This window comes from Bdellovibrio sp. ArHS (assembly GCF_000786105.1).
Lineage (GTDB): Bacteria > Bdellovibrionota > Bdellovibrionia > Bdellovibrionales > Bdellovibrionaceae > Bdellovibrio.
The window spans coordinates 99819-123506 of the sequence record NZ_JTEV01000010.1 but is presented as its reverse complement, the minus strand read 5'-3'; the positions used below and the strand labels follow the sequence as shown (position 1 = coordinate 123506).

Annotated in this window: 21 protein-coding genes; 15 read left to right on the top strand and 6 right to left on the bottom strand. The window is 46.8% G+C overall.

All coding sequences use genetic code 11. The features are described from left to right. Positions 1-82: 82 nt before the first annotated feature. Positions 83-1891: a protein-disulfide reductase DsbD gene (dsbD, locus tag OM95_RS04970; protein WP_041870920.1), complete on the top strand. Its 1809-nt coding sequence runs from the start codon at positions 83-85 to the stop codon at positions 1889-1891. Between the two features lie 59 nt (positions 1892-1950). Here the strand turns inward: dsbD and OM95_RS04965 are convergent, their stop codons facing one another. Then, entirely contained in the window at positions 1951-2454 is a 504-nt protein-coding gene (locus OM95_RS04965) for a hypothetical protein (RefSeq protein WP_291515587.1), read from the bottom strand. A 105-nt stretch (positions 2455-2559) separates the two neighbouring features. Between OM95_RS04965 and OM95_RS04960 the strand changes: the two genes are divergently transcribed. The 3 genes from OM95_RS04960 to OM95_RS04950 are packed head-to-tail and all read left to right on the top strand — an operon-like array spanning position 2560 to position 5333. Beyond that, positions 2560-3609 (top strand): hypothetical protein, encoded by a 1050-nt coding sequence (locus OM95_RS04960; RefSeq protein ID WP_041870918.1) that lies wholly within the window; start codon positions 2560-2562, stop codon positions 3607-3609. Beyond that, positions 3564-4430: a pseudouridine synthase gene (locus OM95_RS04955; RefSeq protein ID WP_041870916.1), complete on the top strand. Its 867-nt coding sequence runs from the start codon at positions 3564-3566 to the stop codon at positions 4428-4430. The genes OM95_RS04960 and OM95_RS04955 overlap by 46 nt, the downstream gene beginning before the upstream one ends. Positions 4431-4433: 3 nt before the next feature. Then, positions 4434-5333 carry a DMT family transporter gene (locus tag OM95_RS04950; protein WP_041870914.1) on the top strand — a complete coding sequence of 300 codons (900 nt, stop codon included), beginning with the start codon at positions 4434-4436 and terminating at the stop codon, positions 5331-5333. Between the two features lie 137 nt (positions 5334-5470). Here OM95_RS04950 and OM95_RS04945 read toward each other — a convergent pair whose 3' ends face one another. After that, positions 5471-5677 (bottom strand): hypothetical protein, encoded by a 207-nt coding sequence (locus OM95_RS04945; RefSeq protein WP_041870913.1) that lies wholly within the window; start codon positions 5675-5677, stop codon positions 5471-5473. Between the two features lie 884 nt (positions 5678-6561). Here OM95_RS04945 and OM95_RS04935 point away from each other — a divergent pair. The 10 genes from OM95_RS04935 (at position 6562) to rfaE2 (ending at position 17519) form a co-directional block, all read left to right on the top strand. Further along, positions 6562-9597 (top strand): tail fiber domain-containing protein, encoded by a 3036-nt coding sequence (locus tag OM95_RS04935; protein WP_041870910.1) that lies wholly within the window; start codon positions 6562-6564, stop codon positions 9595-9597. Between the two features lie 148 nt (positions 9598-9745). Further along, on the top strand, positions 9746-9844 hold the full coding sequence (locus tag OM95_RS17515) for a type II secretion system protein (RefSeq protein WP_363228091.1): 99 nt from the start codon (positions 9746-9748) through the stop codon (positions 9842-9844). After that, positions 9841-10131, top strand: a complete 291-nt coding sequence (locus OM95_RS04930; RefSeq protein ID WP_041870909.1) for a hypothetical protein — start codon at positions 9841-9843, stop codon at positions 10129-10131. Before OM95_RS17515 ends, OM95_RS04930 begins: the two co-directional genes overlap by 4 nt. 179 nt (positions 10132-10310) lie before the next feature. After that, positions 10311-13460 carry a tail fiber domain-containing protein gene (locus OM95_RS04925; protein ID WP_291515586.1) on the top strand — a complete coding sequence of 1050 codons (3150 nt, stop codon included), beginning with the start codon at positions 10311-10313 and terminating at the stop codon, positions 13458-13460. A gap of 21 nt (positions 13461-13481) precedes the next feature. Continuing rightward, entirely contained in the window at positions 13482-13775 is a 294-nt protein-coding gene (locus OM95_RS04920; RefSeq protein WP_291515585.1) for a hypothetical protein, read from the top strand. Between the two features lie 92 nt (positions 13776-13867). After that, the gene (locus OM95_RS04915; protein ID WP_291515584.1) at positions 13868-14602 is read left to right on the top strand and encodes a hypothetical protein; all 735 of its coding nucleotides are present in this window, start codon (positions 13868-13870) and stop codon (positions 14600-14602) included. Then, positions 14595-15497: a 50S ribosomal protein L11 methyltransferase gene (locus OM95_RS04910; RefSeq protein WP_041870905.1), complete on the top strand. Its 903-nt coding sequence runs from the start codon at positions 14595-14597 to the stop codon at positions 15495-15497. The genes OM95_RS04915 and OM95_RS04910 overlap by 8 nt, the downstream gene beginning before the upstream one ends. After that, positions 15494-16255 (top strand): 16S rRNA (uracil(1498)-N(3))-methyltransferase, encoded by a 762-nt coding sequence (locus OM95_RS04905; RefSeq protein WP_041870904.1) that lies wholly within the window; start codon positions 15494-15496, stop codon positions 16253-16255. The genes OM95_RS04910 and OM95_RS04905 overlap by 4 nt, the downstream gene beginning before the upstream one ends. An 11-nt stretch (positions 16256-16266) precedes the next feature. After that, on the top strand, positions 16267-17046 hold the full coding sequence (locus OM95_RS04900) for an RDD family protein (protein WP_041870902.1): 780 nt from the start codon (positions 16267-16269) through the stop codon (positions 17044-17046). A gap of 5 nt (positions 17047-17051) precedes the next feature. Further along, entirely contained in the window at positions 17052-17519 is a 468-nt protein-coding gene (gene rfaE2, locus OM95_RS04895; protein ID WP_291515583.1) for a D-glycero-beta-D-manno-heptose 1-phosphate adenylyltransferase, read from the top strand. A gap of 31 nt (positions 17520-17550) precedes the next feature. Here rfaE2 and OM95_RS04890 read toward each other — a convergent pair whose 3' ends face one another. Continuing rightward, on the bottom strand, positions 17551-18414 hold the full coding sequence (locus OM95_RS04890; RefSeq protein ID WP_041870900.1) for a hypothetical protein: 864 nt from the start codon (positions 18412-18414) through the stop codon (positions 17551-17553). Between the two features lie 255 nt (positions 18415-18669). On the opposite strand from OM95_RS04890, the gene OM95_RS04885 reads away from it, so the two are divergent. Beyond that, positions 18670-19971 carry a hypothetical protein gene (locus tag OM95_RS04885; protein ID WP_291515582.1) on the top strand — a complete coding sequence of 434 codons (1302 nt, stop codon included), beginning with the start codon at positions 18670-18672 and terminating at the stop codon, positions 19969-19971. On the opposite strand, the gene OM95_RS04880 is transcribed toward OM95_RS04885, so the two are convergent. Genes OM95_RS04880 through OM95_RS04870 form a run of 3 tightly spaced genes read right to left on the bottom strand, consistent with a single transcriptional unit; the run spans position 19972 to position 23686 of the window. Beyond that, positions 19972-20757, bottom strand: a complete 786-nt coding sequence (locus tag OM95_RS04880) for a polyphosphate polymerase domain-containing protein (RefSeq protein ID WP_041870896.1) — start codon at positions 20755-20757, stop codon at positions 19972-19974. Next, positions 20754-21908, bottom strand: coding sequence for a hypothetical protein (locus OM95_RS04875; protein WP_291515581.1), 1155 nt, complete (start codon positions 21906-21908; stop codon positions 20754-20756). Before OM95_RS04875 ends, OM95_RS04880 begins: the two co-directional genes overlap by 4 nt. Beyond that, complete coding sequence (locus OM95_RS04870; protein WP_291515580.1) at positions 21905-23686, bottom strand: biotin/lipoyl-binding protein; 1782 nt, start codon at positions 23684-23686, stop codon at positions 21905-21907. The genes OM95_RS04875 and OM95_RS04870 overlap by 4 nt, the downstream gene beginning before the upstream one ends. Between the last annotated feature and the right edge of the window lie 2 nt (positions 23687-23688).

Genomic DNA, 23688 nt, shown 5'->3' with positions numbered 1-23688 from the left:
TCTATCGGAGACAGCTGTGGTAATATTGAGTCATTAGCGAATAAACTTGCCCATGGTCCGGACTAGGACTAAGAGGAAAAGCATGAAACTCAGCCTGAAGTACATTTTCGTTTTCACACTTTTGCTTGGGACAGGCCCTTCGTCTTGGGCGCAACTCAATACCGATGATACGGATCCGTTATTAGTCGAAACCAAAGTGCTTCCCTACGAGTGGAATCCGGGTCAAGGTGGAACACTTGAAATTAAAATGAAACTTCCGTCGGGTTATCACGCCTACGAAGATCAATTTAAAGTCGTTGTCTTGGAACCCGATGGATTTCAGGTGGCGCCACTGAATGTTGCACCTTTAAAAAAATGGTTCGATAAATTCTCAAAAAAAGACCGCCTGGGAATTGAAAACGACGCCACATTGCAAGCGCACATTGAAGCTCCAAATAGATTCCTGAAGAAACATGACAAGATGAAGCTGGAATTGACCTACCAGGCCTGTTCAGATCAATTCTGTCTTTTTCCCACCACGAAGCTAATTGAAGTTCCTATTTCCGTGACTGTCGTTGAAGGTGAACCTCAAATCATGGAAAAAGCGACGACACCTGCCATGTCCTCGCCTTCCTTTTTCGACTCGGGAAGTTTTCAAAAGTTTTTAAGTACAAGTCTTTTCACCGGCTTGCTCTTTGTTTTTCTGGCGGGCGTCTTCACCAGTTTCACGCCTTGTATTTTTCCGATGATCCCTATCACTCTTGCAGTTCTGGGTAATCACTCGAACGAAAGAACACGTTTACAGAACCTGATCACCGCCTGTGTGTATGTGTTAGGAATCGCGACGACGTATTCTGTTTTGGGTTTAATTGCGGCTTCAACAGGTGGAGTCTTCGGCGCCACCCTGGGTAATCCCTATGTCTTGGCCGTCATCTGTTTCATCTTTCTGGCCATGGCACTGAGTATGTATGGCCTTTATGAAATCCAAGTTCCTGCCTTCATTCGCAATCGCCTGGGCGCGGGAAAACAAAAAAAATCCTTGGGTGGAGCTTACGTCACAGGAATGTTTGCCGGAATCGTGGCCAGTCCTTGTGTGGGACCGGTATTGGTCGCCATTTTGACCTATGTCGCTTCAACACAAAACAAGGTTTTAGGATTCCTTTTCCTTTTCACTTACGCTGTGGGATTGGGACTGATCTTTATTGCATTGGGAGTCTTCACAGAATTAAGTCGCGCACTGCCGCGCTCGGGTCCATGGATGAACTTTTTCAAATTCATCCTGGGCACGTTGATGTTGAGTGCTTTCTACTACTATTTGGAACTCCTCTTGCCAGAACGTGGGTTTGACCTGGCATTGGGAGCAGGGCTTGTTATTTTGGCAAGCGTCTACGGCGCCTTCCTGACTCCTTTACAGGTGGCTTCAGCTTTGAACAAGATTCGCAAAGGCCTGATGCAGGCGGTGCTTATCGTCGGTATCGGTTACATCGCCCTGGCCGCATTCGATCTGCGCCCCTACATTCGGGGTCGAATTATGGCCAACGACAGCCTTAATCAAATCAACAGAATTCAATGGCAACCTTATTCGGAAAAACTTCTTGAAGAGGCTGCGAAGAACAGTAAACCCGTCATTATCGACTTCTGGGCGGATTGGTGCGCCGCCTGCCACGAGTTGGAGGAACACACCTTCACCGATGCCCGGGTCCGCGCCATGGGGCAGAGCTTTGTGTTCTTGAAATTCGATGCCACCAAGGATTCCGAAAAATTGCGCGAATTAAAAAAGAAGTACAATATTCAAGGACTGCCCACGGTGGTTTTCATCAATCGCAATGGTGTGTGGATCGACGCCCTGACATTGACCATGTTTGAAAAACCAGAGGCATTTCTAAAACGCATGGAAAAAGGCGCTCAATAATAAAAAAGCCGGTTTTCACCGGCTTTTTTACTTTATCCGAATTTAAGCAGGATATTTTTCTACAAACGTTTCAATCTGGCGATTTCCATTTTCGCTTCATTCAAAGCCGCCTGAGAAGAAATCATTTGCGCTTCTTTTTCCGCCAGCAATTTTTGCAGATGGTTCATACGAACCTCGAAACTCTTGATAACATTATTATGGCGGTCCACCATTTCCTGAACTTTCAGATCCAGGCTTTTGCGTTCGTTCACACGTTGCGCCAGTTGGGTGATCTTCTGGCCCGCTTCGGTCGCAAGCCCGTTATGGCTTTGCTCAAGGCGCCCTAGAAGTTGACTGTGTTTTTCAAATTTGATGTTGGAGGATTTGATTAACTCGTTCACAGTCGCCACCACTTTATTCAGCTGATCCGCTAAAGCCTGGTTCTGGGCTTTGAGCTCAAAAATCTGCCGATCTGTGTTCAAATAATTGTTCCCGACTGTGCCCATGTTTGCAGGGATTTCGACTGTAGGACTCTTGGCGACTTTCTTTTCCCCAAATAGTTCTGGATTTAATTCTTTTTGCATAAGACGCCCCTCCTAGGACTTCAAAAAAATCTACGTCTTCTATCATATTTTTTCTGGACTAAAATTTCAAATGTTCATACTTTATGCGCGAAGGGGGACCGCATTTTGCTTAAGGTTGGACAACTTTTAAAATTCGTATCTGATCTAAATCCGCAAAATACGCCCACGCGTTTGTCATTTTTCAATTTTTTGCGGGGTTTTCCTCATCCTGAAGACGTTTTAACCCCGGAATTGATCGAAATGTTTTTCAATTACTGCATGGATTACCCACATTGGGCTTCCAACAAGCAGCAGTTGGGCCACGAAGTTCAGTTTTTGTTGGAGAATTTCAATAGCTTCTATCAACAGAAGTTTGACCTCAGTCCAATTCGTTTTCCTCAAAACATGCAGCTTATCGAGATCGAGCACTTCCACGATCTGATTGACGCAGTTAGTTCTTACATTAAGACGCTTTGCGGCGAAAATGACAAGTTTCGTGTTCTTCCCGATCAGAACAAACGCGTGATTGTGATTCTTCTTCGCGAAGACAAATCTTTGGAAGTTCGCACTTTTGACCGCAAGTTCACTCTTCGCAACGGCCTTTTGGAACCTTTGCGTAAAGATCTTGTTCTTTATTACAACTCCGAGTTGGAACTCAGCAGTCAACACACTCATAAAATCGAAGTGGCTCCTTATATCACAGCACAATTCCGCGTGATGGGCGAAAAGGTCACAGGTTCTTTGCTTCGTGGGTATGTTTTTCAAAAACTTCAAGAAATGAAAAGCGAACCTCTGGCGGAACAAACTCGCATTCTCTTCCCCATCAAGCGTTTGGAGCAGTTCTTTGTCGATCGTCGCACAGATCCTTATTATCAGGATTTGGTCAGCCAACTGGAAAGAACCTGCGCTTTAATCCAACAGGGTGATTCTGAGGCACTAAAGTGGTCTTCCATTGTCCTAAACAAAGCTGAAACCGCTTTGGACAATATCTTTATGGGAGACAAGCTCATGACTCTTTTAGTGCGTGATCTTCGCCACGCCATTGGCGAATACTCTCGCAAGAATATCTCCTCTTCTGCCCTCACTGGTGGTATATTGTCTTCACAACAATTACCCGAGGCCGATGAAGAATGTCTGAAAATAACGCCGCTCAAAGAGTTCGACTTAATAAACTAATTGCTGATTCAGGATTGGCATCCCGTCGTCATGCAGATCGCATGATCGAAGAAGGTCAAGTCACGGTTAATGGAAAACGCGTCTACGAATTGGGCGTCAAAGTTGATCCTACAGCAGATCGTATCTTGGTGGATGGCAAACCTCTTCGTAAACCACTTTCGCAAAAATACTATCTTGTCTTCAATAAACCAAAAGGTGTGCTGACAACTATGGACGATCCTCATGGTCGCCCTACCGTCGCGGACTATTTGGGAGAAGTCCCTGCGCGAGTTTTCCCGGTGGGTCGTCTGGATTGGGACTCTGAAGGTATGTTGCTTTTGACGAACGACGGTGACTTCGCCAACAAAGTCATGCATCCCAAAGCGGAAGTTACTAAAACCTACCTTGTGAAATTGGATGGCCAGCCTCAACCTCACCAAATTGAAAAACTAAAAAAAGGGGTTTCGATTGTCGGCGGTCGCGTATCGGCTCGCCATATCGAAAAAATTAAAAAGTCCGGCGACAACAAGTCTGATAAGTACGAATGGTATAAAATTGTAATCACTGAAGGTAAAAACCGTCAGATCCGTCAGATGTTTGCGAAGGTGGGCTTTGACGTTTTAAAACTTCAACGTGTGGCCATTGGCCGCTTGCGCATGGGAGCCTTGAAGTCCGGCGAACTTATCTTCTTGAATGAAGTGGCGGTCGAACGCGTCTTCTTGGCGGATGATCCTGAGGAAGTAAAACAAAAGCGCACCTACAAGGGGCGCACGGCTTCGGTTAAAAAGACCGCCAAACCCGCTTCACGTATCCGCGTGAAAAAAGAATCAAAAGGCCGATAAACCATGGCATCCCTGAACCCACGCTTAAGAGGCACGATCGAGATTTCTATCGCCAGCGTGGGTTTTGGATTTTTAGGGATCTTCGCGAAGTGGGCCTTCGCCTCCGGTCTTTCTGTGGGGCAGTTTCTTTCCTATCGCTTCACTCTGGCAGCTCTTCTTATCTGGATTTTTCTTCTTCTTTTCAAACCTCAGTGGATTAAGCTGAATAGACGACAAACCGTTATAGCATCTTTGCTTGGCGTTTTTGGTTATGCTCTTTTTTCGACTCTTTATTTCGAAGCCATTGACGGATTGAGTGTCACGCTGGCCGCTCTTTTACTTTATACGTACCCGTTCTGGGTGAATGTCTTTTCACATTTTTTTACACACGATAAAATTTCTAAGAAAGAGGCTCTGTGTCTGGTTGCTGCATCTGCAGGACTGGTACTGCTTCTGTGGGGCCATATCGAAGTTCGCAATTTCTGGGCGATCGCTGCTGGCTTGGGATCGGCAATCAGTTATGCGATCTATGTCCTTCTATCCGGTCGACTGCAACAGGGTGTTCGTCCTATTTCTTCCACCCTTTACGTGATCACTTTCGGCGCGATCACGCTGTCCCTGTTTCATCGCACTGATTTTTCACATGTCCAAGCTCTGACAAGCTTTCAAGCCAGCTGTATTTTTGGCATTGCCATCATTTGCACAATTCTGCCATTGACCCTGGAACTGGCCGCCTTGCAGAAGTTACGAAGCACCGAAGTCGCCTTACTAATGATGATCGAACCCATCACCGCCGCACTTATGGGTGCTTTCATTTTTCATGAAAGCTTGCGACCTCTGCAAATTCTTGGCGCCTTAATCATCGCTGTCGCTCTCGTGCTGAATGTCATTTCAAAAAAGTCGCCACCTAATCCGCACCTTTAGGAGCCTGGCCTCCATGTTCAAACGTGTGAGGGGGGAATCAATAATGGCGCGAAATCCATGGTTTCCTGACATCGCATTGACCGCTCACACACCCCATCTTTTCCATCGACCCTAGGGACGGTCCTTTCACTTTCTTTTCATGAAGATCTTAACAGAACAACTTGAACATCCACTTTACTCATTCTTTCCTCCGTAATGCTGATGGTATTTTCATCGTAAGTTCTATGGATACACCGCAAGGAAGCTTTCGAAACGTAATTGTCCGTCTTCATTAAATTCGGAATAGCAAAATGCTCTCGATCGGCTGACAACTGAAAGGCACCACCAGATTCGACGTGCAACATTTTATGTCTTTCAATGAGTTGCTTCAGCTTTTAAGCCTCTTCATGCTTGAGTCCTAAAGAGACGATAATTCGATGAGTAAGTTATTTTCCGGGCACTCTTCGACCAGAAAGAAAATCAGACAAACATCCAGGCGATAACCCCAGATCACGAGCAAAGGCTCTCATCGAGTACCGGGGATTTCGTTCGCGTCGGCGTTCCAAAACATCCAATAGGAATACAGAAATCGAAGATTCGTTTTGCACTAGGTATATTCGATTTTTATAAATTTACTCTGTCGCAATAATTAGTATGTCCCCGTCGAGTTTTGGAACATTATTATTGATTTTTGTCACTTGAGCGAACAAAAACGTGTACTACATTGGGGTCTAACAAAGACACAACATTCCTATTTCTAATCCCCCGATCGAATCCGTCCCACTTTCTTTTTTGTAAATACTTTTTCTGAAAATTTAAGGAAACAGAAAAAAAAGCCGAAAAGAAACTCATAAACATAGTCACACAATGCCTGAAACCATGACTCTAATTTACGAGAGGCCTGGCCGAAGGCCAAAAATACTGAATGTAGGTGGCACGGTGGAACAAAGGTTAGGAAAAATAAATATAGCCTCTTCCTTATCTTTAGTGGTCCTTCTTTCGGGATGTTCCTTCAATGCTCAAATTTTGAATCTGAGTGAAAATACATCCCCTGGACCAGCGCCCGTGCTTTCTGAAAAAATGCCCCCCTTAGAAGTTACACCTTCTAGCAGTCAAGGTGTCTATACCACGGGTGGCTATCAGGCTCAGGTCTCAATCAGTTACTATGACGCTCAACCAGAACCGCAAACTTCAAGTGGGTATACTGTTCGAACAAGTCTACAATCCAACCTTTTCAAGGAATAAGGAAATGAGCCACACAAATTTATTCATTGTTATGGCGATAATGCTGACTCCCCTATTCGGATGGGCTGGAGCCGCAATCACTTATCATGGACGTCTCTTGGATCCAAACAAGCATCCCGTCGAAAACGCCAATGTCGTTTTCAAGGTCCGAGTTTATAGCCCAAAACCAAAAAAATGTTTACTGTATGAAGAGATGCGGTCACTGAACATGAGTAACTCGCAAGGTGTGTTTGTTCTGTCGATCGGCGACGGTGAGGGAACCAGAACAGCCGCCGATCCAGGAATCCAAGTAGAAAGGATTTTCAATAATGACTCCAATATTACGTTCAACACCACTAATACTCCAAAGTTGGTCTGCAACACCGGTTCTTTCTATACGCCTGATCTTTTAGATCAAAGGCATCTTGAGGTCACTTTCAACGACGGAACAGGCACTGGTGATCAGACACTTCCTTTAATGGATGTGAACTTTGTGCCATTCTCAGTCAGCGCTTATGATTCGCAAAAAGTTGGAGGCACTCCCGCCAGTTCTTTGTTGCGTTTGAGCAGTGGTGATGCGACGCCCTTAAGCCCGGCGAACTTCTCTGAGCTGGTGAATCTTTTAACTGGTGCCTCCACACAATATGAAAAAGCCGGTCAGCTGCGCGGCTCTCCTGTTCCTGTTTTGACGAATGGTCAGTTCCTTGGTTGGAATGCGGGTGGTTGGGCGGCAATGACTCCATCCACGACCGATACATCTGTAAAGAACTTTGCGAAAATAGATCTGCCCACTTGTGGTTCTACACAATTTCTTAAAGACGATGGAAGTGGTCATCTGATCTGTGACGATGTGGTAGCCGAGGTTACCAACGGCTCTATCACAACCGCGAAAATCAGCGACGGAGCCGTGACCATGGAAAAGTTGGGGGTGGGCGCGGCACTGAACAACATTGCTGATGGAACAATTTCCGGAAATAAACTTGCTAATTCAGGTGTGACTGCCGGGGAATACGCCAAGGTCACGGTCGATGCTAAAGGTCGGGTCACTAACGGCGGTTCCTTGTCTGCTGCGGATATCCCAAATATAGATGCCGCAAAAATTACCTCAGGCACGCTCACTCAAAATGTCAGTGCAACCTCCATATCTGCGGCAAATATCAATGTTACAAATTGGAAGCTCTATGACGGAGCAAGCGAATATTTAACGTTCACTCTGCCCACCGGTGGCGCAGGATATTCGGTAGCTTGGCCAAATCAGGCCGGCAACAATGGTGATGTCCTGCGCTTGAATGCTTCTGGAAACTTTGTATGGTCACCTCTTCCTTCCGCTCCGGTTTCAAGCGTTGCAGGCCGAATCGGTGCTATTACTCTTACCCCTGCAGACATCACGGGTCTTGGGACGTCGGCGACATTAAATGTTGCCGGCGCTGGCGTCGATGCGGCGGCAAGCGAAGTTGTCAGAGGTGATGACACAAGATTGTCAGACGATCGAAAGCCGAAAGGCTCTGCGGGCGGAGATTTAAGCGGAAATTATCCGAATCCAACCGTCGCAAAAATTCAAAGTCGTCCAATCGATGCGACAGCACCCATCAATGGACAAGTATTATTGTGGGATCAGATTAATACGACTTGGAAAGCACAATACGTCAGGGCTCAAGACATCAGAACGGCCTGGGGAGGAGACCAACTAATCCCCGCTTCCGCTTGTGCCGCAAATCAGTCGATGACCTGGTCGTTGATCACCGATCGTTTTACCTGTCAGGATATCGGGTCCTTAAACTCTTCCGCGATTACGAATTTTTCTTCGAGTGTGGATGCAAGAATCACCGCTCAAAAAGCCCAAGCAAATGGTTTGGCGACCTTGGATGGCGACGGTCGTTTGCCAGCATCTTTACTTCCAACCACCACTAGTGATTTTTTTAGTCAGTATCTTTTTCTTGCGGGTCGATCTGGCGGGCAGACTATCAACGGCGGAACCGGAAGCAGTGATGTTTTGACATTGGATTCGACATCTCACACTACCAAAGGTTCTATCATTTTGGCTCCCAGTGGCGGCAAGGTCGGCATTGGTACAAGCAATCCTCTGGCAGCCCTTGACACCTCTGGAGGCATGATCCGTATTCAAGGGGGAGCTTCCTTTGGCACATTTCCCGCTTCAGGCAAAGGGTTAGAGTTTGGTTACGCAGATGACTCGAATACGGCACTCATTTCCTCTTACAATAGAACGGCGGCAGCCCACACAAGTTTATTAGTGGAGGCAGCCGCTTTAACTTTGAATGCTTATTCAACCGGGAATGTCGGTGTCGGCGTTGCCGCGCCAACACAAAAGTTTCAAGTGGGCGCTCAGAGTAACGCATTTGCATCTTTCAGTTTAAATAACAATGGAACAGCTCCCGCCTCGGGTTTTGGCCTGACTATTGGCGGCAATTATTCCGGAGCTTGGGGAGAAACGAATTTCTGGAATTCTTATGAGGGGGCAACAACGGCCTTCGACTTTAAACAGAAAACGGGGGCCTCCACCTTCGAAAATCTTTTAACAATTCAGTCCAATGGAAATGTAGGCATCGGGACTATAAGTCCCACACAGCTTTTACACGTCAACGGCACGGCCCTTGCGACCGCCTGGAACACCACTTCAGATAAACGACTTAAAGAAGAAATCACTGAGATCAAAAACCCTTTAGAAAAGATTCTTCAACTGCGTGGAGTCACTTTCAAGTGGAGAACCGACATATCGCAACCCACAACACACGAGCGAATTGAGGATATCGGTGTGATCGCTCAGGAAGTCGAAAAACAATTTCCAGAAGCCGTTCATACCGATCATAACGGATATAAATCGGTGAATTATCCCTCTCTTGTAGCTCCATTGATTGAGGCTATCAAAGAACTTTATCAAAACGTTGTCAGCCTCAAAGACAAACAGATTTCCCAAGCTCGAGGAATTGCGACTCTTGAACATAATAAAGTTGATAAAGCAGAATTTGAAAAATTATTGAAGGAAAATGCAGAACTGAGATCTCGACTAGAACGCCTTGAAAGATACATTGGCGAAAAATAGTCTTGGTCGCTGTCGTTGATATATGGAGGCCACTTTGATGGCCTGCTTTCGTTGACACGCATAAACGGACTTAGAGTGTTCCATTCTTTACTTTGGAACGCTTTCGTAGCTTACACTCTCCCGCCCCTTCCCGCCGAAACGTAAGAATATGAAAAAATGTAGAACTCGTTTTCAAAACGAATCCGGAATGAGCCTTGTTGAAATCCTTGTCTCACTGGGAATCCTATCGATTGTGATGCTGGCGTGATCACAATTAATGTGACTCAACAAAGAGAAACCCGGGCCTTATCAGAAAAAATTGCGGCTCTGGATGTCGAAAAACTGTTAGTCCAAACGATGACCAGCAATACTCTATGCAATCGTCTTCTGGTCGACAACTATCCGGACCTTGGCGTAGCCCCTGCAATCGGCGCCATCCGTCGTGGCGGTAGATGGAACACGGGCTCCAGCACGGGAGTCTTTACGATTGATTTGAGTTCGAGTACATCGTTTGCTCACCCGCCCTTCGGCTTCCACTGCGTGATCATTCCGTGATCCCGATCAGAGGGATCTTCTTCAAAGCATCTCATTTTGAAGCATTTAAAGATTCTGATTTTGGCCACGCAACCGGACTAACGATTCATCTTGAACCCGTTATCTGAAGACCCCTCGACTTATCATTCACTTTTAATTTTTACCTTCCAAAAGAAGCAATCCGCTCCGATAAGGTTCCCATGAAAACCGGAACGTATCTTGTTGTCTTTTCTATTTTGGCATCCTTGCATACCCTTGCGGCGCCCAATCTTCTCACTTACCAGGGGCGTATTGTTAAAAGCGATGGCAGTGCTTTAGAGTACAATAACGTAAGTTTCCTGTTCGAGATTACAAACAACACCGGATCTTGCGTGATCTATCGCGAACAAAAAAATGGGATCAACATGACGAACAGTCATGGCGTGTTCGATGTTCCAATTGGCGCCGGAACCAAACTCTTCCCTTCTTCTCCGACGAAAACTCTTTTAAATGCTTTCAACAACAGCACCACTCACGACTGTGCTGACGCTGACAATAATGTGGCGGGAACTTACACGCCGGCAGTCAGTCATACGCGCTTACTGCGGGTGCAGTTTCATGACGGAACGGGGTGGAAGCTGCTCACACCCGACAACGAAATTCGCACCGTTCCGTTTGCCGCTTTTTCTCAATCAGCGGAAAAGCTGGGTGAACACGAAGTCAGTGACTTCGTTATAAAAACCGGAATCCCGACCTGTAACGCCAGTGAATTTCTGACTTGGAATGGAAGTTCTTTAAGCTGTGCCGCGGTGACCGGTGCCAGTGGCGGGACTGTGACCAATGTCACTTCTGCCAATGGTTATCTGACGGTGACCAACAATGTTTCGACACCAATTTTGACGGTCAATGTCGGCACGAGTGCAAACACTTTAGCTGCGGGTAATGACCCGCGCCTGAGTGATGCTCGAACTCCTATCGGTGTCGCCGGGGGCGATCTTTCCGGCTCATATCCCAATCCCACTGTCGCAAAAATACAAGGTTATGATGTCGCGAGTTCGGCGCCCACCAATGGGCACTTTTTGAAATACGACGGTGCCAAATGGCTAAGTGCCGCGATCGGGATGAATGATGTTGCAAATCTGAACTCGACTTTGAACAGCTATTTATTGCAAACAACTTTCGATGGGTATGTCACGTCGGCCAACTGCGCCGCTCATCAAACCATGTATTGGAGCCCGGTTGTGGGCTTTCAATGTCAGGCTATTAATGTCTCTGTCGCTGGTGATGTCAGTGGAACTATCGGTACCGTCACTGTGAATAAAATCAAAGGTGTGACCGTCGATACGGCGGGTTTAACAGCTGGACAGGTTTTGAAATATGACGGAGTTAAATGGACACCGGCGGCCGACAGTTCCAATGCAGGCACCGTCACAAACATTGCCACTGGAACCGGGCTTTCGGGTGGACCGATCACGGGGACGGGCACCATTTCACTAGCCGACACTTCGGTGACCGCTGGTTCATACACTCGAGCAAATATCACCGTGGACGCGCAAGGACGTTTGACAAGTGCTACGAATGGCTCTGCAGTGAATCTCGCAACAGAAGTGACAGGAGCACTGCCGATCGCGAATGGTGGGACCGGAGCGACCTCTCTGACGGCTAATCGCTTGCTGGCCTCGAATGTTTCGGGTTCGGCGGTGGTGCCATTTACTTGTTCTGCGGGACAGTACGTCTCTTTCGATGCAACGGGATTGATGATTTGTACTTCGCTTCCCACATCCTCCTATTTTATTCAGAACGGAAACTCTTTTAGCGCAGCGGCGACTTTGGGAACCAACGATGCCTATGCCTTGAACTTCGAAACAACGGGTACTACACGCATGACCATTCACAAAGATGGTTATGTCGGTATTGGTGGCGCGCCCGACAATACGGCCGGCCTGATGGTGATGGCGCCCTCGGCAACGAAAACTCCGCTCATCGTCAACTCACCGGCCAGTGGAAAATCCGAGATCGACTTTCTTCGCAATGGGACTTGGTTAGGAACTTTCGGCTTTGCCGTGGGCGCAACGAACGATTTCTACATCACCAATGGCACGAATGCGGATATTATTTTCGATACAAACAATGATGAAAAAGTTCGTTTGAAAGCCGATGGAAGATTTGGCGTGGGCGCAATGGATCCAGGAAATACTTTTCAAGTAGGACCTTGGGATGCACAAGCCGCCTATTATGGAATGTTTGCTGGAAGTTATCACGATACTTTGGGACAAGCCCAATACGTAGGAAATTGGCGCAGCTCAGGATATTGGGGGCTGGGCCCCTTGTCTTCGACGGCGGATAACACCGTTCGCTTGGGAAATGTCAGTACCGCTAAGGGGGATTGGCGAACGACGCAAGATATCAGCTTGGTCGTGGGCGGAAAAGTCGGTATTGGGATGACCACCGCACCAACGGCGAATCTTGATGTCGTCGGCGTGACGAAAACCACGGGTTATTCGATTATTGACTCTACCGCACCCATGCTGATGTTTAGCGAATCAGATACTTCGGGCGCAGGAAAACAATTCCGGCTGGTTCTCGACGCGAAAACCTTGCGCGTCGATGCGGACTCCGAGGGCGATGGAAACTTTATTCCCTATTTAAACCCGTTAACAATCTCTCCCAATGGGGTCACGACAACAGCGCTTGAAACCAATGGCTTGGCACTAAAACCAGGCTCGGCCGATCATGTTTATATGAGTATTTACGCACGGACTTCAGCTCCTGCGGTGCGCTCTGGCTACTTCGGTTATCCCAATGCGGGCACAAATCGACTGGTTGTCGCCAACGAAATTGATTCTGGGAATATCGAGTTCCTGACCACCAGCGGTGGTGTGGGACAGATTCGCATGGCTCTTTCCGCTTCAGGAAATTTAACCACGGCAGGAACCGTAAATGGCGCTTCAGACGTGCGTCTGAAAAAAGATATTCATACTTTAGATCACAGCCTTGAAAAAATTCTGCAACTTCGTCCGGCTTCTTATCACTGGAAAGATCCACACGCGGACCCGCGACTGCAGATGGGTTTTATCGCGCAAGAACTAGAGAAGATCTATCCCGAACTTGTGACCGAGAATGAAAGCACCGGTCTGAAGGCCGTTTCTTACATGAATATGATTGCACCTTTAACCCAAGCGCTACAGGAATTCTATCGCGAAGTCCTGGCGAAGTTTTCGCAAAACGATCAACGTTTAGAAAAGCTTGAGTCGCAAATGGCCGACCTGCAAAAACGCAATGACGAACTTCAAAAGCAAAATACAGAACTTATGAACTACCTACGGTCTCAAAACGAGAAAACTCAAAGAAACCCGGCATCCCGCCGATAAGTATCCTGTCGGAGGTTGTACGTGAAAAATCTATTTCTCCTGGCTCTACTTAGCATTTTGGCAACAGGGTGTTCGATGGAAGCAACCCTTGAGCAACTTGCCAAGGAAGTCCCCGCCCCCATTAAATTTCAAGATCCCGCGAAGACTACAGGCTTAGTTTCTGGATCGACCCAGACGGGAACGGCCTCGGGCAATGGAGTGACATACCACGTACAAAGCACGGTAGGAAACTACATGTCGGGTATTGAGCAAACGACGTCGGACAACACCTACAAGGTTTACAGCTCAGTTCAAGGTGCCATCGTTTCTAACTAACTGGACTTAGATCCCTAAGTCCTTTTCCCTTCTTAAGTTTCAAAATAAGACAGCCGATAAAGCTTCCAGACAAACCATGGAAAGGTTTTCTTATGAAGTTTATCTCTCTCTTTTTGCTTCTTGTCGGTTTCACGATGAAATCTCAAGCCGCCGATATCAGCATCGTGGATGTGCGCCGAAATATCACGATGTCTGAAGAGGACACCGTCTACAAAGACTTCTACATCAACGCCGGCCCCTCTTCGGGATTGAAAAAAAACCTGGTTGTAACGGCCGTTCGTAAGATCAATATTCGCGACGCCAGTGGCGCTAACGCCGTTGGTGAAATCAATGTTCCCGTGGGCCAGCTTAAAATCATCGCGGTCTATGACCGGGTCGCGGTCGCTCGCGAGTACACCCTGCTTTCCCGCGACGAACTGCCCATGCTGGAACAAGTCGGCATCATGACAGGCGACCGTATCGACCTTCAGGGATCGTTTATTGATAACTCAAAGCCGAAACCCAAACGCAAAGTGGCTGAAGTAGAACCGGAAACCAATGCGGTCGCAGCCGCTCTCGTAACCGTAACCACGGCTTCTTCCCCCGTCGCCCCCCTGGTGGGCGTGACCCCGGCTACGGCCCTGCCGATATCGACTCCCGCTGCGGCAGTAAATACAGCAGGAGCGAACCCTGTAGTTTCTGCCAACGCCAATGCCAATAGCGTGCTTTCTGCCGCAACTAATAGCAGTTCAGCCCCCACCGCACCATCGACCGCGGCATCCTCGGCGACCGTCAGGGAAACCCTTGAAAAAACGGCGGATTCTGGTAACAACACTCTTCATGAGTGACAATTCTTATTTTCGTATCCGCCTAAGCCAAGTGCCAGCCGAACTGGAAGACATCATCACCACACACAGTTTTGAATGTGGCGCCTCTGGAGTGACAGAGGCTTTGGCATTTATTCAACCCGATCTCACCTACGATCCCAAACTTCTTCACGTTCGTTCCCACGAAATGGATGTTTTTTTCCCAGAAGAACCTGCTCAGACTTTCTTTGACGGTCTTTTGGAAATCAATGCCGGCATCAGATGGAATATTTTCGAGGAAGAAAATAAGGACTGGTTGGAAGAATGGAAAAAAGGATTTAAGCCTTTTAAACTGGTCGGCGATTTCTGGGTGGTTCCGTCCTGGTTGCAGCCACCAGAAGAATGCAAACACGCGATCTTTATCGATCCCGGAATGGCTTTTGGTACGGGCACTCATGCCACGACGCAAATGATGGCCTTCTTCATCCACAAGCTGGCCGAAAAATATAAAAGTGAAATTGCCGAATGGGCTATGCTCGACGTCGGCACCGGCACCGCGATTCTCGCTATGTTGGCACAGATGAGTGGTATGGGCCTGGTCACTGGAATTGAAATTGATCCTGAAGCTCGCCGTGTGGCGCGTGAAAATGTGAAGCTGAATCATCTGGAACAAATCGATATTCCCGAAACACAGATTGAAGATATGCGCTCTCAATATGATGTGGTGGTCGCCAACATTATTGATGGCGTTCTAATCAATATCAAATCCGACCTTCTTCGTGTCTTAAAACCAGGTGGTCACATCCTTCTGACAGGTATTCTTGAAGAACGTGACAATCACTTCTTTGAAAAATTCATGGAAAACTCAGGTCTCACAGTTCTTCGTCGCCTCGAAAAAGACGAATGGGTGGGCTATTGGGCCCAAGCAAAACTATGAGACGCTATTGGATCGAAAAAAAAGATTTGTTCCAGGATCAGGTGAACTTCACGGGTGATGTTTTTCATCATATTTTCGATGTCTGCCGCCAAGAGGTGGGCTCGAAGTTCGAAGTACTTACGGAAGATAGCAAAGCGTATTTCGTCGAAGTCACGGTGGTGGCAAAAAAGAACGCCACCGCTCGTATTCTTGAAGAACGAATCATACCTCCATTAAAAGAGCCTCATATCCATTTGGCCCTTTCCATTTCACGCTTCCCCGTCATGGATGCCATTATGGAAAAAGCTGTGGAAATGGGGGTTAAAAGCATTCAGCCATTCTTTTCAGAATTCAGTTTTCTTAGAACTGGCGAAAAGCTTTCTGATAACAAGGTCGAACGCTGGGACAAGATTGTCCGCTCCGCTACACAACAGTCTGGCCGCGGCGATTTGCTGAAGGTGCAGCCCGCGATTTCGTTCGAGAAAATATCAGATTTGATTAACCAGGATGCGAACCACGTGGGTCTATTTGCTTATGAGGGTCCATCGACTCTTAGCATCAAGGATTATGTTCAACAGGTGAAATCCCAGCATCCTCAAGGAGTTAAGGCGATCTGGATTATCGTGGGCTCGGAAGGCGGATTTTCTCACAATGAAGTCGAAAAATTTCAGCAACTAGGCCTTCGCCCAGTCACCTTGGGACCCCAGGTTTTGCGAGTTGAAACGGCTTGCATGGCTCTGGTATCAGTCCTAAAGTATGACTTTGATCTGATGTGTTGAAAGGAGAGGGAATGGATCCCTTCGAGGAATTTGAGTTTAAGCCACTCACGGACGGTCTAGGTTTTCATAAAAAGAAAGCGGCCGCAGGCGCCAAAGATGAACCGAAGACAGAGACATTTTCTAAAAACCGTATGATGGGTCAAGGCTTGGAGTTGATTGAAGAATCCTCTGTGGACCCATTACGTCCTCCTTTGCCACGCAAAAGCCGTAATACCTCCCCACAAATCCAACCGGCTCCTGGTGCGACCGAAGTCGGTGGCGATGGTTCTGCGGCCGTTGACGAAATTCTCAAGACTCTTCAGAAGAATCGTCGTTTGGATTTCGACAACAGCAAACAAAAAATCTCGCAAGCTGCGGTTAAAGAAGAATACAAAAAAGCGACGTGGAGTTTTTCTGCCGCCATGCTGGATGGGATGCTTGTTGTCGCCTCTAGTTTGTTGTGCATGATTATTTTGCTGGTGATCACGAAAGTGGATCTCATTGGTAATCTGACAAATCCAGATTCACAAGGAATGATCTACATCGCGACATTGTCACTGTTCGCGATGGTGAGCTTTGCTTATCTGACGGTGAACCGTTTATTCATGGGCTGCACACCTGGTGAGTGGGCTTTTGATCAGCGTGTTGGTCAACCTGCAGAACTAAATAAAGCGTCTTACTCTTTGCGAGTGGTCGCTCGTTCTTTGCTGGTTATCGCGACTGGCTTTATTGTCTTCCCAATTCTTTCGACTGTTCTGGGACAGGATCTTGCAGGTTCTATCACAGGCGCTCGCCTCTATAAAAAGGCATAATTTCCATGGGCCAAGTTCGTAAATTTGATGATATTGAAAACAGCTTGGCTCCGCTTCGCTCTCAAGGAAAAAAAATCGTTTTCACCAATGGCTGCTTTGATCTTCTGCATGTCGGCCACGTTCGTTATTTGCAGGAAGCCAGAGCTTTAGGTGATGTCCTGGTGGTCGGAGTCAACTCGGATGCCAGTGTAAAAAAACTTAAAGGCCCTACTCGCCCAGTACAGGTTGAAAATGATCGTGCCGAGATCTTGGCGGCTCTAGCGGCCGTGGATTTCACGGTGATCTTTACCGAAGAAACGCCCGAAAATCTGATTCACAAAGTTCGCCCCGACATTTTAGTCAAAGGCGGCGACTGGAAAATAGAATCGATTGTGGGTGCTCCGTTTGTCATGTCCTACGGCGGGAAGGTCATGTCGCTCCAGTTTGTGGATGGCAAGTCCACAACGAAACTGATCGAAAAAGCGCAAAAATAAAAAAGGGCCGCAAAATCGGCCCTTTTCTTTTTTAATTCGCCGGACAGATGGCGGCTCTTTCCGCCGCCGTAATCGAAAACTTCACATAGGGCTTAAATGCCTTCAGACGGTTGCGAATAGTCGTGAAACCCGAAGAGTTTCCGTCGGTGTTCTTCACCCAATAGGCGTCAACCTTATCATTGCTCCAGCCACAAAATTGTTTTAGCGCCATTCCCGCGATCAAGCCTGACGAATGCCACCCATTCCAACAGTGAGCGTAAATAGGCCCGTTCAGCTTACCTTTGATGCGGTTATAGACCATTTGCAAAATGGCTTCATTTTCACCGGCAGCGGCATATTGTTTATACTGCAGCGTATGAGTCTGATGAGAGGTGTTTTGACAAGTCACGCTCTTCGGTGCCGTCGAATAGTTTTCCGAATAAAGATACACCGACGCTCCGAAATCCTCTTTACATAAGTTGTTCAAACCCACCGTGGGCAAAGGATTCACATTGTTGCGCGATGGATTCAGGTACTTGTTATTAGCTCCACCTCGGTACATTACACCATGAAGAACCACGCGAAAATTCCGAGTTCCCCAGAGTTCTTCGACTCCATCGCCTCGGTTGTCGGTGAGCTTTGCAAAGGTGTCGGTAAGTTCGTAACGGTCTTTGTACTTTTGCGCCTCTTTTTCGATGCTAAAAGCACCGGCACTGACACCCGAGTCCGGCAAGGCCGCAGAGTCATTGGAAGAATTGGAATCATCGGGGCTAGTTACGGCGGGTTCCTTTTGCCCACCTGTTTTTCCCGAAGCGGCGTCTGTCACGCCTTTCATGAGCGCAGCTTCCATACATCCCGTAAGTTGAGTAACGGCAGCGAATAAAATAATTGCGGTTTTGAAATATCCTTTTTTCATTACGTGATCATGCGGAAGTTTTGTTGAAACACACAATCAGACTGGACCCATTTTCTTTCAAACATGAGGCGGTTATTTTTTTCTCTCTCCTTAAGTAAGGCTTTCCTGAGTCGCTAATACGAATATTCTCCTTTTTGTAAGGTGCGGATACTGTCGTTCCTTTTTATAAATGGAGCTCAACCTGTCTGAAACGAGTTTATTATGATGACTAAGTCGATCTCCTTTTTTTGCATAAGTACCTTCGCTTCCTCCGCAATGGCTCTGAATCTTTCCGAGCTGCAAGGTGAGCGTCGAGTCGAATATCGCTCTCCGCAAGGGTTGGCCGAGGTCTGCGTGATTCCGAAAAAATGGCCCGGGGCTTCGTATCGTGCCGATGATGTAGAAAAAGAAAATGATCTCTGCAGCTACGACTTTCATTCCAACATGGGAATCTGCCCTAAATACACCTCAACAAATCCAGCTATTTTGATATTAAAGCCCAACGCTTCCTATTCGAAAGACGCAATTGATGCTTCAAACTGTGACGTGAAAAAAATGGGCGTTAAGACAGAAGCGAAGTTTAAACAGTCGGTCACCTGCTCTTACACGCCAGGAATTTTGGCCTACTATCCAATCTCAAGAATTCTGGGCAACGTGGGACGTGTTCCAGTCGCGGTGATTCGCTCTATGGATCGAGATATTCATGCCCGCCTAACTGATAAAGCTATTGCTAATCTACAAAACAGTCCTTATGAAATTAAGTCTTCCTGGGCTGCGATGGGGCGCATTCACAAGACTCCCGGCAACTACCCCACTGTCGTTGACAATAGCCTGAGTCAACTTTATGGAGCCTTATCAGACAACATAAAAAATGAAGAACAATACATGGAAGTCAGTGGCAATGGCCCCTACGAAACGCGCTATCAGCGATTCTTACAGCAGCCACCTTTTCAAAAAGTCGCCAGTTCACAAAGTGTGGAACAAATCGTCGGCACGAAAGACTTCGCCTCGGTCGCACAGACGGTCACGCAAATGAAAGATGTGTCGGATCTAGTCCTTCTGGATACGCTGATGAATCAACAGGACCGAATCGGGAATATCCACTACAAGTTCTATTGGTATGCCGCAAATCCCTCCTCAATGAAAATTGAGCGAATGAAGTCAGAGGCCAAATGGGTGGGTAACCAGCTGCAAGTACCTCAAGCAGAAAAAGATGCGATGGCGGGCAAGCAGGCCGCCTTAATCAAAGAAATGGTTCTTAAAGATAATGACTGTGCCATCATAAAAACCAACATGATGCGCAGAGTGAACGCGTTAGAACAAGTCCGACATATCAGTTACAGCACCTATCGCCGATTTTTAGCTTTTGAACGAACTTTGAAGGACGCCTATACCAAGGACTACTTCACGCGAGAAATGTTATTCACTTCCAATGATTATGCCGTTCTGGTCGGCAATGCCACGAAAGCAAAACAAATTCTTCTGTCAAAATGTCAGGCGGGAGAACTGCACTTCGATGTTGATCTGGAAACTTATATCCCAGGCGCCAGCAAACCCGCTTACCGCTGTGATTTGTAACTACCGATATAGAATTCCTGGCGACGTCACGTCAGGAATTCCCAAATGCGTCGCCATGGAATTACCAAACTTTGAAAAAGAGCCACTGACCAGCCCGAAGCGACGAATCAGATCAATCATCCATAGCGGAATTTTTTTTTCGCATTTTAGTTCTAGCACCACGCACTTTCCCGGTTCTTCAAATGAGTCCGGGTGATCATAGTGACTCAAAAGCTTTTCATTAGGGGTGACTGTCCAGGCATCCACTTCATGAAACCTTAAATCTCTGTCAAACGTCACCCGCGCATAATCATCGACATGGGAAATATAGGCCTTGCGCCGATACTGCGTCAGAATAACCGGGGCGACATTGTATGTGATTTTTTGTCGCAGGAAATCTTCCAGATTGCTGCGAGATCCTTCATCCAGACCTTCAGGAATCAAGTCAAAATTTAAAATATCCTGCCATCGAGCGACTGACACTTTCGCTCTTTTCTTTTTTACGAATTCCCGCACCTTGTATTTCACTTCAAAGAAATAAGGCGGAGTCGTTCCCGCTCCGTAGGAACGAATGCGCATATTAAAACTAAAGGCATTCGCACGCTCTTTAAATCGCAAAATATAGTACGAGGGCGAGTCCAAATAGAGACTGTTAATCGTGTAGTACTTATCCTCTGCGACCTCAGAGAAATGGTCCATAAAACAGTACGCTTCTACGAACCGGGAAATGGGCTCAACAAGATCCGGGGAAATCAAATATTTTAACTCGTATCTTTCCAAATTTAGGGGCGACACCTGAATGCTCATAACAGCGCCTTTAAAGATTTATCCAAATAATTTTTTTCCGGCCTGTTGTTCAAAATTTCTGACTCCAGCAGATATTCCAGATAAAGGCTGAGGATCTCTTGCTGTTGATTCAAAAGATCCAGAGCCTCTTGTTCCTCTGCTAGTTTGCGCTCGATATTGGCCAAGGGGTCTAAGCCGCCGCCTTGAATCCGGCTTAACTTTTGGGTGTCTTTGTAAATTTCAATCAGATTCAAAATTTGCACGCGCAGAGTTTCCAGTCGATTACCCGTTTCTTCGACATCTCGCTGCTTCAAAGCGCGTTTTAGAATAAGTTCATTTTGTTTTTGTTTGGATAAGTCATCCGAAAAAAGAAAAGGCAGTTGTAAGGTCACCTCAATCTCATAAGAGATATCATTTTTTTTTCGGTTCTGGCTAACATCAACCCCTTTAAACCACTGATTTTCGCGACCTTTAACGATCGTCAGTTCCTGAGTGAGCTGTTCAATTTCTTCATTGGCAATCTTCTTCGTCAAAGAATCTCCTTTAACGACGGATGCTTTTAAGTTTTGTTCCACATCCTCTACGCTAACAAGATTTAGGGTCTCTAAAGACCCCTCTTGCCAAGAGGGCACCCATACTTGAATTCGGGTTTCAAGCATTTGTCTTTCCTGCTGTAACACAGACAGGGACCTCTTCAACTTCACAAGCTCCGCTCTGGCCGAAATATAGGATTTGGACGTCGATCGCCCCGCCCGTAAAGATAAAGTTTGAGCCTGAACATGTCTTTCTGAAAGCTGGATCATTTGGCTCAGTTTCGCTGTTTTTTGGCGATTTAATTCGTAAATAAGAAGGGTGTTGTAGCGATTCTTTAAAGCCCACCCTAACGAAGCACTGCGAAGAAGTTTTTGTTCAGTGCCTTTAGGACGTCCTGTTTTCCATTCCGGCCATGATTTGAACTGAAACTTCAAACCGATTTTGGATTCAGTATCCCTTTCCTCTTCTTCAGAGGAAACAAATCCTTCCACACTCCGCAAAGGATTCTTTGAATCCGTCGCCTGAATTTCCTCAAAAGAAAGGTAAGTTTTATCATTCCAGGCTGTTTTAAGAACCTGCTCGGGGGTCACTGCGAACACAGATGACACAAGAAACCACCAAGGAATCAAAGACATCATTTCTGCCCCTGTGTCGCGGCAAAGGGAATGGTAATAAATTTGCCTCCTTTTTTATTATCAAAAACCCCGAAAATCTGATGACCCGAAGGACCAATAGCAATTCCTTCCAACTTTTTAAGATTAAACTCCTGGATCAGTTCGCTTGCGCCGGTCTCGGGATTGATGCGCCAAACCGCACTGCATTTTTCGGACACACAAGAGGTTGAGACATAGATGTGATCTTCCAAAGAAATCATGTCCGAAAGATAAAGACGGGTCGGCTTTCCAGGCAGGCTTAGCGGGAAACGCAAAGCCACACTGACATTGCGACTTTCCAGGACCCCTGTTGCGAAAATTTTTTCTGCGTTCGCCAATTTTAGAATGAGTCCTTCACCGGCAAAAACCAGCGGTCTTTTCAAAGCGATGTAAAGATCGCCATTTTTGACGAAGTGACCTTCGACTTCCAAATCATGAAGTCGGGTCCCCTGACTTTGTTTGAACACCGCCTGCAAAACCTTATCTTGGGACCGAGACAAGGCCCCGAGAAGAGCTTTTCTTAAGTCGACCTGTTTTTGCAAAGTAAAACGAATTCCATTGCGGCGAACCTTTACAAAAAGCTGTCTGGCGTCTTTGAGGTTTTCTTTCTTGGTCGCTGACAAGGAACTTAAAAGATAAAGAAAATCCCCGTCTGAAGAAATGGATTCAATATCCTCCATTCTTTCCAACCCCTCTATAGGCAGCATTTGTTCGGCCACTTCACCTTTGGTGTTCATCAGAAGAATAGCGGGTCGATCCTCGGGATAGTCATCCGAAATCATCGCAAATTGATGTATATCGGGAATGTAGACAATTCCCGAGATCTCCGGCTGAAATAGTTCGGTGATACGACGGGGAAAATTAATTTCTTCAAGACTTTGAAAGCTGTCTTCCGCAGCACCCGCTTGTTCCGCCTGCGCAGTGCTAAAAAGAGTGATGCCCCAAGATTTTTTCACGCTTACTTTTTCACCCACCAAAAATCCATTCGCACTGGGAATCTTCACAACAACTTCCCGTCCCCACGCTGGCAGGCTCTGAATTCGTAAGACCCGATCCGGAATCTGCACGATACGAGTGCCGACACTGCTCACCCGTCCTTGAATTTTCTGCCCACTGGCCGAAATGACATCCACAAGCTGACCGACATGCACTGTCGCATGCAGATTTTCATTTACATAGCCATTGATATAGCTGGGATTGACGGGAACCAAAGTCACGAGCGGAGCAAAAGCGGGCGCCTTTTCACCGTTTTTAAAGTTTACCGCACCAACGGCACCATCCAATTCGGCAAATACAAAAAGGTTCCGCAGACGATTTTCAAGCAAACTCATTTCTTTTTTGGTGTCATTCAGATCGACCAGCAAAGGGTCTGCCCCCTCGGGCATTTTTGAATTGTCTTTTGTCAAATAAGCGATCTCCCGCCGCAGCTTCAACTCGGCCAACAATCGATCATATCGAGATCTTAGAATGCGCAACTGGCTGTCCAGTTCTTTCTGCCCCAATTCTAAAAGAAGATCGCCTTTTTTTACGACCTGCCCGGGTATAACGTGGATTTGTTTTATTTCGACGGCGGTATCGAAGTTCACCTGAAATTCCCGCGACTCTGCTATTCCTAGAATACTGACCGTTTCTGAATTTAAGAAGAATCCGAAGCCCAAAATGACAACCACAGCAACACACCAGACCGCTGCCAGAAATTTATTGTCGGAACCGACAAAGTCCTCCAGAAAGGTTCTAAAAAATGAGCGGGTCGCCTTGATCATCC